Raw genomic sequence first — 14,534 nt, 5'->3', positions numbered from 1 at the left:
CAGGGCGGCAAATACCACGCTTGACCTGTATGTCCCCGGACATTTTCTTGACAGTGTCGACATTCCTCTGACATAGACCGACATGTCTGTATGTTTTCTGCGAGGGGAGAACTCCCGCGTCGAGGGGCGGGAGGAGGCCGCCGTCGGCAGGCGGGGCCGGTGGGGCGGAGCGGCTGGGCCGCTGCGGCTACTTCTGCAGGAGCGCGCTGACGATCACCACGGCGAGCAGCAGGACGAACGCGCCGGTGACGATCCGCATACGGGTCTTCGGGTCCACCCCCCGAGACTAATCCGCCGCACGCCCGGCCCCGAAATCAGGTCCCCGCCGACCACCCCCGCCGCACGCCCTCGCCGACCGCGTCCGCCGACCGCACCCGACCGCGCCCGCCGACCGGCCCCGCGCATGTCCTGGCGGCTACCGGCCGCCGGTTTGGGCAGGCTAGGGGCATGCTCACCTACGACTCGACCGGTTTCCGCCTGGACGGCCGCCCGCTGCGCGTCCTGTCCGGTGCGGTGCACTACTTCCGCAGCCGCCCCGAGCAGTGGGCCGACCGGCTCGCGGCGGTGCGGGCGATGGGGCTGAACACGGTCGAGACCTACGTGCCGTGGAACCTGCACGAGCCCGCGCCGGGCCGGTTCGCCCGGGTCGGCGAGCTGGGCGCGTTCCTGGACGAGGCCCGGCGGCAGGGCCTGTGGACGATCGTCCGCCCCGGCCCGTACATCTGCGCCGAGTGGGACAACGGCGGGCTGCCCGGCTGGCTCACCGCCCGGCTGGGGCGGCGGGTGCGCACCGGCGACCCGGAGTTCCTGGCGGCGGTGGGGGCGTTCTTCGACGTGCTGCTGCCGCAGGTGGTGGAGCGGCAGTGGGGGCGGCCGGACGGCAGCGTGCTGATGGTGCAGGTGGAGAACGAGTACGGCGCGTTCGGCAGCGACGCCGGCTACCTGGCCGCGCTGGCCCGGGGGCTGCGCGAGCGCGGCGTGAGCGTGCCGCTGTTCACCTCGGACGGGCCGGAGGACCACATGCTGGCGGCCGGCACCGTCCCCGGGGTGCTGGCGACCGTCAACTTCGGCTCCGACCCGGAGCGCGGCTTCGCCGCGCTGCGCCGCCACCGCCCCGAGGACCCGCCGTTCTGCATGGAGTTCTGGAACGGCTGGTTCGACCAGTGGGGCCGCCCGCACCACACCCGGGGCGCCGACGACGCGGCCGACAGCCTGCGCCGGATCCTCGCGGCGGGCGGCTCGGTCAACCTGTACATGGCCCACGGCGGCACCAGCTTCGGCACCTCCGCGGGCGCCAACCACGCCGACCCGCCGTTCAACTCCACCGACTGGACGCACTCCCCGTACCAGCCGACCGTCACCTCCTACGACTACGACGCCCCGCTGGACGAACGCGGCCTGCCCACCGCCAAGTTCGAGGCGTTCCGGCAGGTGCTCGCCGAGTTCGCCGCCGAACACCCGGACGAGGCACGCCACCTGGACGGGCGCACTCCCGAACTCCCCTCCCCCGCGCCGGTGCTGGCGGCCCGCGAGGTGCTCCTCGACGAGTACGCCGCGCTGCCGTTCGGGCCCGCCGTGGAGTCGCCCGTGCCGCCGCTGTTCGAGGAGCTCGGGCTGGAGCACGGCCTGGTCCGCTACACCGCCTCGGTGCCCGCGCTCAGCCCCGAACTGCCGCTCACCGTCGAGGGGTTGCGCGACCGGGCCGGCCTGCGCGTCGACGGGAGGCACGTCGCCTCGCTGGAGCGCGGGGTCGCCGCCGAACCGGTCGCGGCCGGCGGCGGGGCCCGGATCAGCCTGCTGGTCGAATCGCTCGGCCGGGTCAACTACGGGCCGCTGCTCGGCGAGACCAAGGGCGTCACCGGCGTCCGGCACGAACGGCAGTACCTGCACGGCTGGCGGGCCGAACCGCTCGCCCTCGACCCGCTGCCCGCGGCCGCCTGGGGCCCGGGCGCCCCGGCGCCCGAGACGCTGGCCCGCGGCACCCTGCGGCTGGACGCCGCCGGCGACGCCTTCCTCGCCGTCCCCGAGGGCGGGCACGGCTACCTCTGGGTGAACGGCTTCCTGCTCGGCCGCTACGACGCGCGCGGCCCGCAGCGCACCCTGTACTGTCCCGGTCCGCTGCTCCGCCCGGGCCCCAACTCCCTCGTCCTGCTGGAGCTCGGCACCGCCGCACCGGCCCGGATCGAGCTCCGCGCCGCTCCCGAACTCGGCTGAGCGGCCCGGCCTCACGTGCCGAGCGGCCAGCCCTCCAGCGCGGTGTAGCGGGCCGGGCCGTAGCCGGTCTCGCTGCGCATCAGCTGGATCCGCCCGGCCGGCCACTCGGTGCCCCGGAACCCGCGCAGCGCGCCGGCCATCGTCCGCAGGTCGGCCGGGCCGCCCGCGCCGCGCCGCCGGGTGGTGCCGGCCCGGGCCAGGGTCAGGTGCGGGTGGAAGCCGCGCTCCTCGTCGGTGGCGCCCAGCTCGTGCTGGACGGCCGCGGCCAGCTCGCGCAGCTCCCGGACGTCCCCCTCGACGCCCGCCCACAGCGCCCGCTCGCCGAAGGTCCCGCCGCCGGCCAGCCGCAGCCGGTGCGCGGGGTGCCCGCCCGCGACCCGGGCCAGCGCGTGCTCCAGCGCGGGCACTTCATCGGCCGGCACCTCGCCGAGGAACGCCAGGGTGAGGTGCCACCCGGCGGGCTCGGTCCAGCGCAGCCCGCCCGCGCCGGGCAGTTCGCGCAGCGGCGCGGCGGCGTCGGCGAGTTCGAGCTTGGCGGGGGGCGGAGGGTTCACCGCGACGAAGAGCCTCATCCCGTCATATTGCCTTACCGGCCGGGCGGCGCCATCGGATAGAAAGACCCCATGCGCATCCGCACCGGAGGACCCGACTCCGCCCAGGACCTGCTCGCCCTGATCGACGGCGCCGTCGCCTGGCTGACCGCCCGCGGCCGCACCGGCCAGTGGGGCACCGTCCCGTGGTCGCGGCGCCCCGAGTCGGTGGCCCGCGCCGAGCGCTCCTGCCGCGAGCAGCTGGTCCGGATCGCCGAGCCCGCGGGCGGCGGCGCCCCGCTCGGCATCTGCGTCCTGTCCGAGCAGCCCCCCTCGTACGCGGACACCGCCGACCGCCCCCACCTGTACGTCCACTGGCTGGTCACCGACCGCGCCCGCAGCGGCTCCGGCATCGGCGCGGCCCTGATCGCGGACGCCCGCCGGGAGGCCCGCGCGCGCGGCCTCGACCTGCTCCGGGTGGACTGCTACGCGGGCGGGGACGGCCGGCTGGTCGAGCAGTACGAGCGGCTCGGGTTCACCCGCGCCCACGCGTTCACCGTCGACCGGCCGGACGGCCCCTGGCCCGGGCAGGTCCTGGAGCAGTCCGTCCCCGCCACCGAGGGCTGAGCCCCGGCGCGGCGCCGGCGGCGCTAGCAGGCGGTCGCCAGGTCGCCCTTCTGCACCACCGAGAACACCCGGCCGCGGGTCCGCACCGGGTGCGGGTCCAGGCGCAGCCGCAGGCCGCTGATCCGGCCGAGGACGAGCGCGACCACGCCGGCCGCGGCGGCCGAGACCAGGCCGCAGGCGAGCAGGCCGAGGCGCGGGCCGTACTCGGCCGTGATCCAGCCGACCAGCGGGGCGCCGATCGGGGTGCCGCCGGTGAAGACCAGCACCAGCAGGCCCATCACCCGGCCGCGCATCTCCGGGTCGGTGCCGAGCTGGAGGGCCGAGTTGACCGAGGTGTTGAAGGTCAGGCCGAACACGCCGATCAGGGTGAGCAGCAGCGCGAACGTCCAGTAGCCGGGCGCGAGCGCGGCCAGCACCTCCAGCGCGCCGAAGGCCAGCGCGGCGAACACCAGGCGGCGCAGCCGGGGCGCGCCGCGGCGGGCGGCGAGCAGGGCGCCGGTCAGCGAGCCGACCGCCATCGCGGTGTTGAGCAGGCCGTACGCGCCGGCGCCGACGTGGAAGGTGTCGTGCGCGAAGCCGGCCAGCAGGGTCGGGAAGTTGAACCCGAAGGTGCCGATGAACCCGGCGAGCACCATCGGCCAGAGCAGTTCGGGGCGCTCCCGGACGTACCGCAGGCCCTCGCGGAGCTGTCCGCGCTCGCGGGCGATCCGCTCGACCGGGCGCAGCTCGGCGCCGCGCATCGCGAGCAGGCCGCCGATGACCGCGACGAAGGAGAGCGCGTTGACGGCGAACGCCCAGCCGCTGCCGACCGCGGCGATCAGCGCGCCGGCGACGGCGGGGCCGACCAGGCGGGCGGTCTGGAAGTTGGCTGCGTTCAGGCTGACCGCGTTGGCGAGGTCCTTGGCGGGGACCATCTCGCTGACGAACGCCTGCCGGGTCGGGTTGTCGACCACCGTGACCAGGCCGAGCAGCAGCGCGAACAGGTACACCGCGACGGGCGTGACCGCGCCGGTGATGGTGAGCAGGGCGAGGCCGGCGGCGAGCAGGCCCATCGCGCCCTGGGTGGCGATCAGCAGCCGGCGCTTGGGCAGCCGGTCGGCGAGGACGCCGCCCCAGAGGCCGAGCAGCAGCATCGGCAGGAACTGCATGGCGGTGGTGATGCCGACCGCGAACGGGCTGCCGGTGAGGCTGAGCACCAGCCAGTCCTGGGCGATGCGCTGCATCCAGGTGCCGGTGTTGGAGACCACCTGGCCGGCGAAGTAGTACCGGTAGTTGCGGACGCGCAGGGACGAGAACATCCCTCCCGGGCGGGTGAACCGGCCCGGCGAAGCGGCGGGGGTCTCCGCCGCGGTGGGATGCTCGGGTTCGTCGTCGCCGCTGCCCGGCAGGCCCGCGGGGGCGGGCGCCTGGCTCCGCGCGGCGGGGGCGCCGGTCGGCGCGGTCTCGGTGGCGGCCGCTTCGTCGGTGAGCGGTTCCTCGTGGCGCACGCCCGCGAGGCGGGTGGTGGTCGGGCGCCGGGTGTCGGTGCGGAGGTCGGTGCGGATGGTCGCGGTGCGGATCGCGGCGGCGCGGGCGGCCGGCGGTGTCAAGGTGGTCTCCCCTCGGCGCGCCGCGACCGTTCGTCCGGTCGCGGCGCGTTCTGTGGCGCTGGTGGGTCCTGCGGTGATGCGGTTCTCCTTCGGGTGCCCGGGACGGGACGGGTGCTGGACGGGGTCGGGGCGGATCCCGGTCGGGTGGATCCTGGTCGGGCCGGTCGGTGCTACAGGTTGGCCAGCTTGTAGAGCACGGGCGCGGCGGCCTTGAGCCGCTCCCACTCCTCCTCGTCGAGGCCCTCGGCGAGCCCGGCCAGCCAGGCGTTGCGCCGGCGGCGGGACTCGTTGAGGATCTCCTCGGCCTGCTCCGTACTGCTGACCACCACCTGCCGGCGGTCCTCCTGGTGCGGCTCGCGCCGCACCAGGCCCTTCTCCTCCAACATCGCGATGATCCTGGTCATCGACGGCGGCTGGACGTGCTCCCTGCGGGCCAGCTCGCCCGGGGTCGCCTTGCCGCAGCGGGCGAGGGTGCCGAGCACCCCCATCTCGGTGGGACTCAGCGACTCCTCGACCCGCTGGTGTCGCAACCGTCGGGCCAGGCGCATCGCGGACGACCGCAGCTGGCTGACCGCCAGCAGGTCGTCCTCGGACATCTCGGGCATGTCATTAGACTACGTCATTACCGAGTCTAAGGAAAATTGATTTCGATCACCGCGCGGCGCCGCCCCGCGGCCCCCGGAACCGCCCGGTCAGTCGGCGCTGAGGTGGAAGCCCAGCCGGCCGAAGCGCAGCCGGTCGCCGGCCCGGACCACGGTGCCGCCGGCCACCCGGCGGTCGTTGACGAAGGTCCCGTTGCTGGAGCCCAGGTCGTACAGCACCCAGTCGCCGGCCTCGAAACGCAGCTCGGCGTGGTGCCGGGAGACCGTCGAATCGCCCAGCCGGAGGTCGGAGCCGGTCATCCGGCCGATCCGCAGCCGCCGCACGGCCGGGTCGGGCAGCCGCAGCCTGGTCAGCTGCTCGGCCTGCCAGGTCTGCCGCAGCCGGACCTGCAACGCGGAGACCCTCGCCACCCCGCGCAGCAGCAGCCGGGAGACCCGGCCGTACGTGCGCAGGTCGCCGACCACCTCGGCGAGCTCGGCGCGGCTGCGGGCGGTCAGCACCAGCTCCATCCGGCGGATGAAGGTGTCGTGCGAGAGCCGGCCGCTGCCGACCCCGTCCCGCAGCACCTCCAGCGCGCTGTCCCGCTCGGACTGCGAGGGGCGGGCGAGCTGGGTGCTGAACTCCTGAGCGGCCATAGCGTGATTGTCGGGCGGCCGGTCCGTACTGTCCAGCACGCTCCCGGCGCCCCCCGAATCCGGCACGGGGCACCGCTTTTCGGACCGATCCCGATCAACTCCCGCCCGCCGCACCGCCGTCCTGGCAGGATCCGGCACAGCATCCGCCACCAGCCCCGGGAGCCCCGCCGTGCCCGTGATCGCCGTGACCGGGCACCTGGACCTCGCCCCGGCCACCTGCCACGCCGTCCGCACCGCCCTGGACGCCTACCTCGCCCCGTACCCCGCCGCCGAGTTGACGGGCGCCTCCTGCCTGGCCCCGGGCGCCGACACGCTCTTCGCGGACGCCGTCCTGGCCCACGGCGCCCGGCTGATCGCCGTCCTCCCCGGCCCCGACTACCCCGCCCCGTACGCCACTTCGGCCGAACGCGCCGCCTTCGACCGGCTGCGGGCCGCCGCCGCGCAGGTCCTGGTCCTGCCCGCCGCCCGGCTCGACCCGGCCGCGTACGTCGCCGCCAACCACCGACTGCTCCTGCTCGCCGACCGAGTCCTCGCCGTCTGGGACGGCCGCCCCGGCAACGGCCCCGGCGGCACCGCCGACATGGTCGCCACCGCCCGAACCGCCGGCCTGCCGGTCGACGTCCTGTGGCCCCCCGGCTCGACCCGCACCGGCGGCCGCCGCTCCTGAACCGTCTGACGAATCAGGGGCGTTCGCGCCCGACGATCACCCCACCCCCCGAACCCCCGCACAGCCCACGTCAGTTCGGGCCGTACGACTACCCACACTCCCGAACCGTCTCACGACTCCAGCCGGTTCGGGCCACCGAACAGGGACACCGCGTCCCGAATCACGGGCAGCCCGAGCGCCGGCGTCAGCCCCGGCCGCCCGGGTAGGGACTCAGTCGGCCGTCCCCGCCGGTACCACCCAGCGGGCGGGCTGCCCGGTGATGGCGGCGATCATGTCGTAGTCGCCGTCGTAGTGCAGGACGGTGACCCCGTGCCGCTCCGCCGTGGCCGCGATGAGCAGGTCCGCCATCGACAGCGCCCTGTGGTTCCCGCGGAACAGTGCCTGCTGCTGCACCTGCTTCGCCCGGTCCCACACCTCATCAGGACACGACAGGTAGTCGAAACCCCGAAGCAGGTGGCGCAGCCGCTCGGCCTCGGCCAGGGTGCGGGCGCTGTACAGCACCTCCATCTCCACCGTCGGACTGATGGCGAGCAGGGCCCGCTGGGAGAGGTCGTCCAGCACCGGCCGTACGGCCGGCTTCCCCCACCGGGCCAGGGCCGACTTGTCGATCAGGAAGCGCTCCCTACTCACGCCACCGCCTGGCCGCCGGTCTCGCCGAGGAGGTCGAACTCCCCGCTGGCCACGGCGTCCGCGAACTCTATCCGGCGGGCGAGCTTGACGGCTTCGAGCAGGGCGGCGTTCACCGTGGCGACCTTGGTGGAGGTCCCGAACAGTTGCTGCGCCTCAGCGAGGAGCTCGTCGTCGAGGTCGATGACCGTACGCGTCATGATCGTCCTTCCGTCGACTACTGGACTCCAATGATATCAAATCCGCCTCTCATCCGATATCGAACAGCACGACGGCCCTCCCCCGCCGGAGCGGGGAAGGGCCGTCCTGACCGGGCCCGGGTCAGAGCAGGCCGAGGCCCATATCCGCACTCGGTGAGGGGCGGCCGGCCAGACGGGGTTACGCCGGAACCGGGGGAAGATCCGAAAGGACACGTCTGGCTTGGTCCCGCGCGCGGAAACCGAGGCTGATGAGGGTGATGCTCTCCCCAGCTCCGAGGGGCGTCCGGCCGTGCGGTGTGAGCGCGCCGTCGAAGACGACGCCGCTGCCCGCTGCGAGGTCGCATTCGAGGTGGCCGGCGGCGCTGATGAAGACGGTGGTGCTGGCTTTGGCCGTCCCGGTGCGGCGGGTACGTGCGAGGCAGATGATCAGGTTGGCTTCGCCGAATCCGGCTTCGTCCACGTGGAAGTCGAGGGACTGTCCTTCCGTGTAGCCGATGTAGACGCCGGTGTGCGGTTGCTCGACGTCCAGGCCGGTGGACCGGGCCACGATCGCGGCCAGGTCGACCTGGGCGGCGAAGTGGTTCGCGGCGTCGCAGACGGCCGCGTTGCGCTTTCCGTTGTGCCGGTAGCCGTCGGCGGCGAGGGCCTTCTCGGCTTCCGCAGCCATGGCGGCGACCAGTTCGGTGGGGAAGGGCTGGTCCCACAGGTGGCGGGGCTGTACCCGCTGGTGCAGGGCGAGGCTCTGCACCGCACCCCGGACGGCCGTCAGGTCGTCGTGCCATCGGGTCGGGTCGCTCACGGTGGTGCGGGCCTGGAGCCAGGCTGTCCACTCGCGGCTCCACTCGCCTGGTCCCGCGACGACCGGAGCTGACACGGGGGTGCTGCCGATCAGGGTGTCCAACCGGTCGAGTGCGGCTTGCGTGGACTCGACCAGTTCGGTGTTCCCCTTGGCGATCCGCAGCCGCAGCGCCTCTTGCAGATGTGTACGGGCGCCGGTGAGGTCGCCGCGCTCCATGAGGTGCTTGCCGAAGTGCTGGAGCGCGTAGTCGAGGAGTTCCGGGCACTGGCTCCGCGCGGTGTCCAGGGCGCTGCGGTAGAGCGTCTCCGCGGTCTCGATATCGCCCGCGTAGCGGTGGGCGTCGCCGAAGTTGAGTTCGGTGGCGACGACGGCCCGGACGTTCCCGCTGGTGATGGCCAGTTCGAGCGACCGTCGAAGGAACGTGTGTGCCTCGTCGTAGTCCCCGAGGCTCATCTCGGCGATGCCGATCCACCGGGTCAGGACACGAATCCGGTCGGGCTCGGGGCTGGTGGCCAGCTCCTCCCGAAGCCCCTTCAATGCGGTGGTCAGCTCGGCCCGGTCGGTGGGGACCATCCGCAGGTCTGCGTCTTGTCTGATGAGGTGCTGGAGCACTGGGCCTTCCCTCGTTCGGTTGCGGTCAGCCTGGCACTACAGCTGGTCGATCTGCTGGCGCAGTCCGGTCAGCAGGTCCACCCCGTGCGGGGTGAAGTGCCCGGCCAGGTTTTCGAGTTCGCGCATGAGGTAGTGGGCCGCCGGCAGTCCTTCGTCGTAGGCGTTGCGGAAACTCGCCCGCTCGTCGGCGGTCAGGTCGTCGCGGTCGAGCTCGGTGCGGCGGAACCGGAGCAACTGGTTGTAGACGCAGGTCGCGTGGAAGGCGCGGTCGATCTCCCAGGACTGGTTGCGGGCGACGCCCTGACCGGCCCGCCACGCGATTTCGATCTTCGGTGAGGTCTCGGAGGAGTACCCGTCGGCGAAGACCTGGTGCTGGTGGATGTGCAGGGCGATCGACTGGTGCGTCCCCTCGTGCAGCAGGTTCTCCGCCAGGAAGAGGGGTGACGGCTGCGGGCTGACGGTGTTCGGCGGGATGTGGTGCCGGGCCTTGTCGGAGAACACGATGACGTACGGGAGCGCCGGGTCGCTGGAACTGGTCAGCAAGGAGGCGGAGACACCGGGCTTGAGGCCCACCCAGAGCATGCCGCGAACGAACTCGCGCATGCGCTCGAAGCCCTCGGGGTGAACCAGCGACAGGCGGTCCAGCGCAGTCGTCAGCGCGGCGCGGCGCTCGTCGGTGTGCTCCACGATCCGGTAGTTCGCCAGGCTCACGTCGTCGGCGATCTCACGGGGCAACTCGGCGTCGAACCAGTCGAAGGCGGCCCCGGCGACGGTCAGCTGTTCGCTGCGCAGGGTGCGGGCGTGCTCCGCGTAGGGCGTGCCCGAGCGCAGGATGCGGCCCATCAGCGCGAACGGGAGGACCGACTCCGCACCCTCTTCCCGGAGTCGGGTCAGTTCCGGGTCGCTGCGGGTGAGGTCGAAGAAGGAGCCGGACGGAACGCGGGCGGCAATCGTGGTCGACACGGTGGACTCTCCTCGGACGGAACGTGCGGAAGACGGATCGGGAGGGGAGCAGGCCGACTCGGCTGTGTGCACCGAGCCGACCCGCCGAGCCGCCAACGAGGCGGCGTCACTTCAGGGTTGAGGTCAGCTCTCGGTGACCGGGGCGAAGTCACCGTCCGGGACCATGTGGTCCAGGGCGCGGGTCAGGCCGGTGACCGCCGGCGCGAAGTCGCCGTCCGGGACGGAGTGGTCCAGCCGCCGGGTCAGGGCGGTGATCTCCGGGGCCTGCTTGATGTCGCTCATGTGCTTCTCCCATCGGATTCGCTCTGCCCGTCCGGAGATGGGCGGGCAGCCGCGCAGGGTGGTGCGGCCCAGCCCGCCGGAAGCGTCCTTCCGAAGGGCCGGGAGTTCGTGAGCGCCTTGGGGCGCAAGGTCAGGTGCGGCCGGAGAGGATCAGCACCGTCGCCAGGGCCGGCAGCACCAGCAGGGCAATCAGGTAGGCCACCACGACGACCGGTTCGGGGGTGGGAAGTCGGCGGGCGGCCCGCTCGGCCGCCGCGCGGTACTTGTCCTGCCCCACGAGGCGGAAGGGCGGGGGCTTGTCGGTCTCCCCGTTCGTGTGGCGGCCGACGAGCTGGGCAGCAACGTTGTCAGACATGCGACCTCCAGGACGTGAGCTGGCCAGGACCGTGTGACGCTCTTGGCAGCGCTCCTGGCGGTATGCGGAGAAGCCGATTGCGTTGAGCGCCTTGACAGTCAGTGAACCGGGCGACCAGCACAATCGGTACGCTTGCCAGCACGTAGAGTGGTTTAAGCGGTTTACAGCGCCACCTGGGGGACTGGTCGTGGGCCCGAGCAACGAGCCCAACCACCTTCTGAGAGAAGCGATTTCAAGCACTCGCTGGACGTACGAGGCGCTTGCCGCTGCCGTGCGACGGATCGGCGCCGAGAACGGCGAGAGCCTGCGGACCAGCAAGTCGGCCGTGGCGCACTGGGTCAAGGGCAGGCAGCCGACCGGGCAAGTGGGCCAGTACGTCGCCGAAGCTCTCTCCCGGCGTGTCGGACGATCGGTCACGACAGTGGAGATCGGGTTCGCCGAGCCCTCGGAATCACTTGCCAGCAGCCACGATCCGATCGAGGCAGCCACCATCCTCGGCCGCGCCGATGTCGAGCGCCGCAACTTCCTTGCGATGGCGGCATTTTCGGCCGCCGGTGTCGCCATGCCCCTGGGCTACGACCCCGAGCCGATCTCACGCCTGATGCGGACTCGCACCACCGCCACACGGGTCGGTGTCGAAGAGGTCGAGGTCGTTCGACAGATCACGGCAGTGTTCAGCTCGGCAGACGAACGGCTCGGCGGAGGACACGGGTTGACCACTGTCACCGCGTATCTCGCCGACACGGCCGCTCCCATGCTCAGTGCCCGGTTCCCCAACGAAGGCGTCCGACAGCAAGCCTTCGGGGCCGTTGCCGAACTCGCCTACCTGGCAGGTTGGAAGCATCACGACCTCGGGCAGGAAGGCGCTGCCCAGCGCTACTACCAACTCGGCTACCAACTCGCCGTCGAAGCCGACCCGTACGGCCATGCAGGCTGGATGATGCGCGCGCTCGCCCACCAGGCGCTCAGCCTCAAGCAGCCGCGCAACTGCCTCGCGCTGATCGAGAACGCCCTCCGGCGAAGCGTCGGGCGCGTGGACGGGCAGACCGAGGCCCTGCTCCACATCACCCACGCGAGGGCGTTCGCGGCCACACGCGACAAGCCGTCCGCAGCCCGCGCACTGTTGGCCGCAGAGGACGCCCTCACCCGGCACGACGACCCGCAGCCGAGCTTCTCCCTCGTGAGCGGCCCGGCCGCCGGCACCGTCGCCAGCCACACCGCCCGGACCCTCACCGACCTCGACGACCACGCGGGCACCGAGCAGCAGCACCGGGCGGCGCTGATCCGTTGGGACTCCGAGAAGTACAAGCGGGTCCACGCCCTCACCTACGCCGACCTCGGGGACAGCTTGGCTGCCCAAGCCCGAGCCGACGAGGCGGTGGGCACCTGGAGCCGCGCGCTCGACCTCATGGAGGGGATGACCTCCGACCGGACGAGAAAGGCGATCAGCTCGATCCGGCCGCAGTTGGCGATCTACCGTAGTCGCGGAGTCCCAGGGGCCAGCGACCTGGAACGCCGAGCACGCGAGGCACTGACCTGACAGCCCCACCGCCGGAAGGAACCGAACCCGTGGCACAGACAAGCACCGATCAGCCCGTCGCGCTCAAGCCCGCCACGGAGTCGATGACCCTGCTGGTCGCCGCGGTGATCGTCCACGACCGCGAGGCCCGGCGAGTGGTCCTCCTCCGGCGCGGCCCGAAGGCCAAGTTCGCCCAGGGCATGTGGGACCTCCCCGTCGGCAAGAACGAGCCGGGCGAGCCGATCACCCGGACCGCCGCGCGCGAACTCGCCGAGGAGACCGGACTCGTCGTGTCGCCCGACGCCCTGAACCTGGTGCACGTCATCCACGGAGCCCGGGGTGTCGAGGCCCCCAACGGCTTCCTGACCGTGGTGTTCGCCGCCCACGAGTGGTCAGGCGCCCTCCGCAACGGCGAGCCCGGGAAGCACTCCGAGGTCGCCTGGGTGAGTACCGAGGCGCTTCCCCAGGAGTTCGTCTCCACCACGGGGACGGCCCTCGACAGCTACCTCCGCGACGGCGCCGGCGGCGTCTCGCTCGACTCGTGGCCGGCCGGATCCTGACGGCTCGACGCAGACGGCCCCGCACTCCTCGGAGGAGTGCGGGGCCGGAGCGGCGAACAGGTCAGAGCAGGCCGAGGGCCGGCATCAGGTAGTAGAAGGCGAAGACGGCGGCGACGCCGTACAGCGCGATCGGGACGGTGCGGGCGCGGCCGGCGACGACGCGGAGGAGGCAGAAGGTGATGAAGCCGAAGCCGATGCCGTTGGTGATGGAGTAGGTGAACGGCATCATCACGATGGTGATGAAGGCGGGCATCGCGATGGTGTAGTCGGACCAGTCGATCTCCTTGATGGAGTTCGCCAGGATCAGGAAGCCGACGGTGACCAGGGCGGGGGTGGCGGCCTGGGCGGGGACCATGGTCGCGAGGGGGGTGAGGAAGAGGGCGAGCAGGAAGAGCGCGCCGGTGACGAGGGAGGCGAAGCCGGTGCGGGCGCCCTCGCCGACGCCGGCGGTGGATTCGACGAAGCAGGTGTTGGCGGAGGCGGAGGTCGCGCCGCCGGCGGCGGTGGCGATGCCGTCGACCATCAGGACCTTGTTGATGCCGGGGAGGTCGCCCTTCTCGTCGAGCAGGTGGGCTTCGTCGGCGACGCCGAGGATGGTGCCCATCGCGTCGAAGAAGCAGCTCATCAGCACGGTGAAGACGAACAGGATGCCGGTCAGGACGCTGACGTGCTGGAAGCCGCCGAACAGGCTGAAGTGGCCGACCAGGCCGAAGTCGGGGGTGGCGACCGGGTTGCCGGGCCAGGCCGGGACGGTGAGGCCCCAGGTCTCGGCGGAGAGGTCGGCGAACTCCTGGATGATCACCGCGGCGGCGGTCATCACGGCGATGGAGATCAGGATGGCGCCGGGCACCTTGCGGATGACCAGGGCCATGGTGAGCAGCAGACCGAGGATGAAGATCAGCACGGGCCAGCCGTGCAGGTGGCCGCCGATGCCGAGCTGGAGCGGGACGGTGGTGTGGGCGGCGTCCGGGATGCGGGTGACGAAGCCGGAGTCGACCAGGCCGACCAGGGTGATGAACAGGCCGATGCCGATCGCGATGGCCTTGCGCAGGCCGAGCGGGACGGCGTTCATGACGCGCTCGCGCAGGCCGGTGGCGACCAGCAGCATGATCGCGATGCCGGCCAGGACGACCATGCCCATGGCGTCCGGCCAGGTCATCTGGGGGGCGAGCTGGAGCGCGACGATGGTGTTGACGCCCAGGCCCGCGGCGAGGCCGATCGGGACGTTGCCGATGACGCCCATCAGCAGGGTGGTCAGGCCGGCGGTGAGCGCGGTCGCGGTGACCAGCTGCCCGCCGGCGAGGTGGGTCCCGTTCATGTCCGTGGCCGAGGCCAGGATGATCGGGTTGAGCACCAGGATGTACGCCATCGTGAAGAAGGTGGCGACACCACCGCGGATCTCCCGGGGCAGGGTGGAACCCCGCTCGGAGATCTTGAAGAAGCGGTCCAGGGCGCCGGACGGGGCCTGCGGCGCGTTCTGGGAGGGCTCGGGCGACGCGGTGGTCGACTGGGCCTGCGGAGACATGTCGGGGGTCCTCGATCGGGAGAGGCCGGGGGAGGCCGGGGATTCCGGGATGTCCGGGTGGGGGGATGACGAGGGGTTATAAGGGGGATTTCAGTATGGAGACACCGGTCGTGCACGCGCCATCTTCGCGCGTAGAACGCACCCGTTACGGTCATTTCCGCTCACGCTCGGACGCCGCCCGGTTGCACTCCGCCGCACCCGGGCCGTGCCGCGACCCGTACCCGGGC

Annotated in this window: 16 protein-coding genes; 5 read left to right on the top strand and 11 right to left on the bottom strand. The window is 72.4% G+C overall.

The features are described 5' to 3' along the window. The first annotated feature begins 447 nt into the window (after nucleotides 1–447). Nucleotides 448–2,214 carry a glycoside hydrolase family 35 protein gene (locus KSE_RS21965; protein ID WP_014137539.1) on the top strand — a complete coding sequence of 589 codons (1,767 nt, stop codon included), beginning with the start codon at nucleotides 448–450 and terminating at the stop codon, nucleotides 2,212–2,214. 11 nt (nucleotides 2,215–2,225) lie between these two features. On the opposite strand, the gene thpR is transcribed toward KSE_RS21965, so the two are convergent. Continuing rightward, nucleotides 2,226–2,786 (bottom strand): RNA 2',3'-cyclic phosphodiesterase, encoded by a 561-nt coding sequence (thpR, locus tag KSE_RS21960; protein ID WP_014137538.1) that lies wholly within the window; start codon nucleotides 2,784–2,786, stop codon nucleotides 2,226–2,228. 51 nt (nucleotides 2,787–2,837) lie between these two features. On the opposite strand from thpR, the gene KSE_RS21955 reads away from it, so the two are divergent. After that, nucleotides 2,838–3,371 carry a GNAT family N-acetyltransferase gene (locus KSE_RS21955; protein ID WP_014137537.1) on the top strand — a complete coding sequence of 178 codons (534 nt, stop codon included), beginning with the start codon at nucleotides 2,838–2,840 and terminating at the stop codon, nucleotides 3,369–3,371. A 23-nt stretch (nucleotides 3,372–3,394) separates the two neighbouring features. On the opposite strand, the gene KSE_RS21950 is transcribed toward KSE_RS21955, so the two are convergent. The 3 genes from KSE_RS21950 to KSE_RS21940 all read right to left on the bottom strand — a co-directional run bounded on the left by KSE_RS21950 (nucleotide 3,395) and on the right by KSE_RS21940 (nucleotide 6,198). Next, nucleotides 3,395–4,669 (bottom strand): MFS transporter, encoded by a 1,275-nt coding sequence (locus KSE_RS21950; RefSeq protein ID WP_081539892.1) that lies wholly within the window; start codon nucleotides 4,667–4,669, stop codon nucleotides 3,395–3,397. A gap of 461 nt (nucleotides 4,670–5,130) precedes the next feature. Beyond that, the gene (locus tag KSE_RS21945) at nucleotides 5,131–5,565 is read right to left on the bottom strand and encodes a MarR family winged helix-turn-helix transcriptional regulator (RefSeq protein WP_014137535.1); all 435 of its coding nucleotides are present in this window, start codon (nucleotides 5,563–5,565) and stop codon (nucleotides 5,131–5,133) included. 87 nt (nucleotides 5,566–5,652) lie between these two features. Beyond that, nucleotides 5,653–6,198 carry a DUF1707 and FHA domain-containing protein gene (locus tag KSE_RS21940; protein WP_033257801.1) on the bottom strand — a complete coding sequence of 182 codons (546 nt, stop codon included), beginning with the start codon at nucleotides 6,196–6,198 and terminating at the stop codon, nucleotides 5,653–5,655. Nucleotides 6,199–6,367: 169 nt separating this feature from the next. Here KSE_RS21940 and KSE_RS21935 point away from each other — a divergent pair, with 169 nt between their 5' ends. Beyond that, entirely contained in the window at nucleotides 6,368–6,865 is a 498-nt protein-coding gene (locus tag KSE_RS21935) for a hypothetical protein (RefSeq protein WP_014137533.1), read from the top strand. Nucleotides 6,866–7,075: 210 nt separating this feature from the next. Here KSE_RS21935 and KSE_RS21930 read toward each other — a convergent pair whose 3' ends face one another. From KSE_RS21930 to KSE_RS21910, 6 genes are all read right to left on the bottom strand, one after another. After that, nucleotides 7,076–7,495 carry a PIN domain nuclease gene (locus KSE_RS21930; RefSeq protein WP_014137532.1) on the bottom strand — a complete coding sequence of 140 codons (420 nt, stop codon included), beginning with the start codon at nucleotides 7,493–7,495 and terminating at the stop codon, nucleotides 7,076–7,078. Next, entirely contained in the window at nucleotides 7,492–7,692 is a 201-nt protein-coding gene (locus tag KSE_RS21925) for a type II toxin-antitoxin system VapB family antitoxin (protein WP_014137531.1), read from the bottom strand. The genes KSE_RS21930 and KSE_RS21925 overlap by 4 nt, the downstream gene beginning before the upstream one ends. A gap of 178 nt (nucleotides 7,693–7,870) precedes the next feature. Next, nucleotides 7,871–9,103 carry a tetratricopeptide repeat protein gene (locus KSE_RS38700; RefSeq protein WP_051055321.1) on the bottom strand — a complete coding sequence of 411 codons (1,233 nt, stop codon included), beginning with the start codon at nucleotides 9,101–9,103 and terminating at the stop codon, nucleotides 7,871–7,873. A gap of 36 nt (nucleotides 9,104–9,139) precedes the next feature. Continuing rightward, nucleotides 9,140–10,066, bottom strand: a complete 927-nt coding sequence (locus KSE_RS21915; RefSeq protein WP_014137529.1) for a hypothetical protein — start codon at nucleotides 10,064–10,066, stop codon at nucleotides 9,140–9,142. 123 nt (nucleotides 10,067–10,189) lie between these two features. After that, entirely contained in the window at nucleotides 10,190–10,348 is a 159-nt protein-coding gene (locus KSE_RS42950) for a hypothetical protein (RefSeq protein ID WP_014137528.1), read from the bottom strand. A 130-nt stretch (nucleotides 10,349–10,478) separates the two neighbouring features. Beyond that, complete coding sequence (locus KSE_RS21910) at nucleotides 10,479–10,703, bottom strand: hypothetical protein (protein ID WP_014137527.1); 225 nt, start codon at nucleotides 10,701–10,703, stop codon at nucleotides 10,479–10,481. 187 nt (nucleotides 10,704–10,890) lie between these two features. Here KSE_RS21910 and KSE_RS21905 point away from each other — a divergent pair, with 187 nt between their 5' ends. After that, entirely contained in the window at nucleotides 10,891–12,243 is a 1,353-nt protein-coding gene (locus KSE_RS21905; protein WP_014137526.1) for a tetratricopeptide repeat protein, read from the top strand. Nucleotides 12,244–12,272: 29 nt separating this feature from the next. After that, nucleotides 12,273–12,782 carry an NUDIX domain-containing protein gene (locus KSE_RS21900; RefSeq protein ID WP_014137525.1) on the top strand — a complete coding sequence of 170 codons (510 nt, stop codon included), beginning with the start codon at nucleotides 12,273–12,275 and terminating at the stop codon, nucleotides 12,780–12,782. 61 nt (nucleotides 12,783–12,843) lie between these two features. Here KSE_RS21900 and KSE_RS21895 read toward each other — a convergent pair whose 3' ends face one another. Next, nucleotides 12,844–14,307, bottom strand: coding sequence for an NCS2 family permease (locus tag KSE_RS21895; RefSeq protein WP_014137524.1), 1,464 nt, complete (start codon nucleotides 14,305–14,307; stop codon nucleotides 12,844–12,846). Nucleotides 14,308–14,534 lie beyond the last annotated feature (227 nt).

Origin of the sequence: Kitasatospora setae KM-6054 (assembly GCF_000269985.1) — a bacterium.
Lineage (GTDB): Bacteria > Actinomycetota > Actinomycetes > Streptomycetales > Streptomycetaceae > Kitasatospora > Kitasatospora setae.
This window is presented reverse-complemented; position numbering and strand designations above follow the sequence as displayed.

Coding starts and splice junctions, on each gene's coding strand:
- KSE_RS21965 (WP_014137539.1), top strand. CDS start 448: ATGCTCACCTACGACTCGACCGGTTTCCGCCTGGACGGCCGCCCGCTG.
- thpR (WP_014137538.1), bottom strand. CDS start 2,786: ATGAGGCTCTTCGTCGCGGTGAACCCTCCGCCCCCCGCCAAGCTCGAA.
- KSE_RS21955 (WP_014137537.1), top strand. CDS start 2,838: ATGCGCATCCGCACCGGAGGACCCGACTCCGCCCAGGACCTGCTCGCC.
- KSE_RS21950 (WP_081539892.1), bottom strand. CDS start 4,669: ATGTTCTCGTCCCTGCGCGTCCGCAACTACCGGTACTACTTCGCCGGC.
- KSE_RS21945 (WP_014137535.1), bottom strand. CDS start 5,565: ATGCCCGAGATGTCCGAGGACGACCTGCTGGCGGTCAGCCAGCTGCGG.
- KSE_RS21940 (WP_033257801.1), bottom strand. CDS start 6,198: ATGGCCGCTCAGGAGTTCAGCACCCAGCTCGCCCGCCCCTCGCAGTCC.
- KSE_RS21925 (WP_014137531.1), bottom strand. CDS start 7,692: ATGACGCGTACGGTCATCGACCTCGACGACGAGCTCCTCGCTGAGGCG.
- KSE_RS42950 (WP_014137528.1), bottom strand. CDS start 10,348: ATGAGCGACATCAAGCAGGCCCCGGAGATCACCGCCCTGACCCGGCGG.
- KSE_RS21910 (WP_014137527.1), bottom strand. CDS start 10,703: ATGTCTGACAACGTTGCTGCCCAGCTCGTCGGCCGCCACACGAACGGG.
- KSE_RS21895 (WP_014137524.1), bottom strand. CDS start 14,307: ATGTCTCCGCAGGCCCAGTCGACCACCGCGTCGCCCGAGCCCTCCCAG.